Annotated in this window: 5 protein-coding genes; 4 read left to right on the top strand and 1 reads right to left on the bottom strand. The window is 71.7% G+C overall.

The features are described from left to right. The coding region (locus ACYVE7_RS30515) for a cytochrome P450 (RefSeq protein ID WP_460369576.1) at positions 1-819 on the bottom strand (819 nt) is incomplete at its 3' end. A gap of 132 nt (positions 820-951) precedes the next feature. Here ACYVE7_RS30515 and ACYVE7_RS30510 point away from each other — a divergent pair. The 4 genes from ACYVE7_RS30510 to ACYVE7_RS30495 all read left to right on the top strand — a co-directional run. Continuing rightward, complete coding sequence (locus ACYVE7_RS30510) at positions 952-1,932, top strand: 3-oxoacyl-ACP synthase III family protein (protein ID WP_460369574.1); 981 nt, start codon at positions 952-954, stop codon at positions 1,930-1,932. Further along, the gene (locus tag ACYVE7_RS30505; RefSeq protein WP_460369572.1) at positions 1,923-2,672 is read left to right on the top strand and encodes a glycosyltransferase family 2 protein; all 750 of its coding nucleotides are present in this window, start codon (positions 1,923-1,925) and stop codon (positions 2,670-2,672) included. The genes ACYVE7_RS30510 and ACYVE7_RS30505 overlap by 10 nt, the downstream gene beginning before the upstream one ends. Next, the gene (locus tag ACYVE7_RS30500; protein WP_460369570.1) at positions 2,669-3,817 is read left to right on the top strand and encodes a cytochrome P450; all 1,149 of its coding nucleotides are present in this window, start codon (positions 2,669-2,671) and stop codon (positions 3,815-3,817) included. Before ACYVE7_RS30505 ends, ACYVE7_RS30500 begins: the two co-directional genes overlap by 4 nt. Continuing rightward, a partial coding sequence (locus ACYVE7_RS30495) for an AMP-binding protein (RefSeq protein WP_460369568.1) occupies positions 3,814-4,038 on the top strand: 225 nt, incomplete at its 3' end. The genes ACYVE7_RS30500 and ACYVE7_RS30495, both read left to right, overlap by 4 nt.

The raw sequence follows: 4,038 nt of genomic DNA, 5'->3' as shown, positions 1-4,038 counted from the left end.
CTCGCGGACCGCGCCGGGGATCAGCCCGGGGTCGTCGAGCAGCAGGGCCTGCTGGCCGGTGTCGTGGAGCAGCGCGACCGTCCGCGACGTCCCGGAGGCTCCGGTCTCGGTGCCCGCGACGGCCAGCAGCGTCGCGAGGCCGCGGGTGAGGTCGAGGCTCAGGCCGATCTCGCGGCAGCGGCCGAGGATCGTGTCGGTGCCGGCGTGCGCGTAGGCGTCCGGCACGGCGCGGGTGATCTCCGCCACCAGCGCCTTCGCCTCGGTGATCTTCTCGGGGGTCAGTTCGGTGCTGGCGGCCGTGCCGAGCGCCAGCGACGCCAGCCGTTCGCCCAGCCCGAACAGCTCCAGGTAGGGGGCGTCGTCGTCGTGCTCGGTGCGCAGGTCGAGGCCGAGGAGGTCGGCGACCAGCCGGCCCGCCAGGATCCGGACGGTCACCGCGAGATCCACGGTCTCGCCGTTGGCGAGGCGTTTGCCGAGCGCCCGGTAGTGCGGCCCCTGGGTCCGTTCGACCAGTTCGGCGGCGGCCTTCTCAGTGAACAGGTCGCGCGCGGCGGTGCGGACCGCGGTGTGCCCGGAGCCGTCGAACAGGTCGGCCATCTCGGGGCCGAACAGCTGGGTCCAGAGATGGCCGACGCCGCCCTCACCGCCCATCGCGAAGTTGCGGTGGTCGTTGAGGATCTGCCGGGCCAGCACCGGATCGGTGACGAGCCAGCCGAGCCTGGGCACCCGCCGCACCGGACCGGCGAACCGGGACAGCCGCACCATGAGGTATAGCCAGGGGTTGCCGTGGCGCAGCAGACGGGCCTCGTTCCGGTCCATTCGGGCGGCTCCTTGATCGTCGACGCGTGCAATGATGCCGCGAAAGACTGACGGAAATGAGTACTTGGTACCGAAAGTCGTGGGTATCTGCACCGGTGTGTGCGATGCCCTGAGTCGACAAGGCTGGAGCGCATGAGAGCACGGATCGCAGGAGTGGCCGCTTACCTCCCCGAGCAGACCGTCAGCAGCGCCGAGGTCGAGGCCAGAATCGGGCCGTACCGTCCGCACCCGACGATCGTCGAGCGGATGACCGGGATCCGGTCGCGGCATGTGATGCGCGACGACCAGCAGGCGTCCGACCTGGCCGTCGAGGCCGCGTCCAAACTGCTCGCCGAGCAGGGCACCCGGCCCGATCTGCTGGTGTTCGCCTCGGCCTCCCAGGACATGATCGAACCGGCGACCGGGCATATCGTCGCCGCGAAACTCGGGCTGACCTGCCCGGTCTTCGACGTCAAGAACGCCTGCAACTCCTTCCTCAACGGGATGCAGGTCGCCGACGCCCTCATCCAGGCCGGCCAGTACCGGCGCGTCCTGATCTGCGGCGGCGAGACCCCGTCGCGGGCGATCCGCTGGCAGGTCCGCGACCGCGCCCAGTTCGTCGACTCGTTCGCCGGGTACACGCTGTCGGACGCGGGCGCCGCGATGCTGCTCGAAGCCGCGCCGACCGGGCTGTTCGGGTTCTCCTTCGCGGCCGTCTCGGCGGCCTGGCGGATCGGGACCCTGCCCGGCGGCGGCTCCCAGCACCCCCGCGACCCCGAGCACTCCTACTTCGCCGGCGACGGCCGCAAACTGAAGGACGCGTTCGTCGGGCAGGGCCCCGCCCTCTGGCTCGACGCCCTCGCCGCACACGACCTGACCTGGGACGACTTCGCGGTCGTCCTGGTCCACCAGGTGACCCTGCCGTATCTGGAGATCCTGCGGACCATCCTCGGCATCCCGGCCGGGAAACTGGTGGTGACCCTGCCGGAGCACGGGAACGTCGCGTCGGCGACGATGCCGCTGCAGCTCGCCACGGCCGTCGCCGAAGGGCGGCTCGCGCCCGGCGACAAGGTGGCGTTCGTCGGGCTGGCCGGGGGCGTGAGCCTGGGCGTCGCGTTCGCCGAATGGTCGTGACGGCCATGGACCTCTGGGTGGTGATCCCGGCCTACAACGAGGAGAAGTCGATCGGCGCGACGCTGCGGCGGCTCGCCCAGCAGACCGACCGCGACTTCACCGTCGTGGTGGTCGACAACGGCAGCACCGACGGGACGGCCGTGATCGTCCGCGGGTTCCCCGGCGTCCGGCTGATCAGCGAGCCGGAGAAGGGCACCGGCGCGGCCGCCGACACCGGTTTCCGGCACGCGATCCTCAACGGCGCGACGCACCTCGCCCGCACCGACGCCGACTGCCTGCCCGACGACGGCTGGATCGCCGCGCTGCGCGCCGCGTTCACCGGCGGGCTCGCCATGGTCAGCGGGCCGCTCCGGCCGCGCACCGACGAGTTCCCCCTGAAGTTCTGGGAGAAGCGGCTGCTGCCGGCCGTCATCTGGGTGGCGGCGACGTTCGGCCGTTTCCGGCCCGGCAACCAGGATCCGGAGTATCTCGGGCCGTATGTGATGATGCCGGGCTGCAACCTGGCGATCAGCACGGAGCTGTATGAGAAGGCGGGCGGGTTCCCGCGGACCCGGATCGAGGACGTCCACGAGGACCGGGCGCTGGTCAACCGGGTGCGGAAGCTGACCACGGAGTACGGGCTCGTCAAGGACATGATCGTTTACGGGTCGGTGCGGCGGCTGCGGGCCTACGGGCTGCGCGGCACGCTCGCCTGGTACGCCGACCACCGCTACACCCCCGAGGTCGTGGACATCCGGTGAACTGGGAGAGAAGGCTCTATCTGACGGCGCATCCGTTCGCCTACCCGCTGCTGCGACTGCTGCGCCGGATCGGTCCCGTCGTGCGGATCCCTTCGGTCGGCTGTGTCGTCAACGACGCGGCGGTCGCCCGGCAGGTCCTCCTGGACGGGGAGACCTTCCGCAAGGACGGCCCCGGCTCGCCCGGCGATCTGTGGACGCCGATCCTCGGCCCTTCGGTGCTGCTCAACATGGAGGGCGAGGGGCATCGGGCGCTCCGCCGCAAGCTGACCGAGCTGTTCACGCCCGCCACCACCACCGCGCTCTGCGCCCGCGTGCTCGACCAGCCGCTCAAGGAACTGTCGGCGCGGCTGGAGCGCGGCGAGCGGGTCGACCTCGTCGACACCATGCGGACCCTCGCCGGTTCGGTGATCTGCGAGGTGATCGGGCTGCGCGCCCCCGACGAGGCGACCGCCCGGCACTGGTTCGAACAGGGCGAGAAGATCGTCTCCATGGTGTCGCTGCGCACCAGGACCCTGTCGCCCGCGCAGGTCGCCCGCGCCAAGCAGGTGCTCGACCCGCTCGGCGACATCGCGGCCCGCGCCTACCGGTCCGGCGACGAGTCGACCGTCATGGGCCGGATGAAGGGGCTCGGGCTGTCGGAGGCCGAGGCGCGCGGCGCGGCGGGCGCGTTCTTCCTGACCGGCACCGAGACCGTCGCGACCCTGGTGCCGCGGCTGTTCGCGCTGCTCCACGACACCGGGACGATGGGACGGCTCGCCGCGGAACCGGCGCTCCTCGACCGGGCGATCGAGGAGGCGATGCGGGTCACGACCCCGACCCCGGTGATGCTGCGGAGCGTCCACGCGTCACGGAAGGTCGGGGACGTCGCGGTGCGGGACGGCGACCGGATCGTCATCGCCACCCACAACTGCTGCACCGACGCCGGGCCGTTCTCCCTCGACGGCGAAGCGCCCGATCTGAAACGGCTCTGGTTCGGGGCAGGGCCGCACTTCTGCATCGGCTACCCCCTCGCGATGGCCGAGATCAGGGCCGTCGCGCTGGCGCTGCTGGCGCACGCGCCGCTCGAGGTGGTCTCCCGGAAGGCCGCCCGGAAGGTCCTGCTTCCTACTTATTCGTCGCTCGTGGTGAGGAAGGTGACGCGGTGAGCCTCGTCCAGCAGGTCCTGGCCCAGGCCGAACGGAGCCCCGACCAGGTGGCGCTGATCGCCGGCGACGGCAGCCCGCTGTCCTACGGCGAGCTGCGACGGCGTGTGCTGGCCGTCCGCGACGGGTTCCTGCGGGCCGGCCTGGAACCGGGCGACGGCGTGCTGTTCTCGGTGCGGCCGTCGCCGCAGGCGCTGGAGCTGGCGCTCGGCGTGGTCGCGGCG

The organism is Actinocorallia lasiicapitis, assembly GCF_054778695.1.
The sequence above is the reverse complement of the archived record's forward strand: the minus strand, read 5'-3'. Positions and strand labels throughout refer to the sequence as shown.

Coding starts and splice junctions, on each gene's coding strand:
- ACYVE7_RS30510 (WP_460369574.1), top strand. CDS start 952: ATGAGAGCACGGATCGCAGGAGTGGCCGCTTACCTCCCCGAGCAGACC.
- ACYVE7_RS30505 (WP_460369572.1), top strand. CDS start 1,923: ATGGTCGTGACGGCCATGGACCTCTGGGTGGTGATCCCGGCCTACAAC.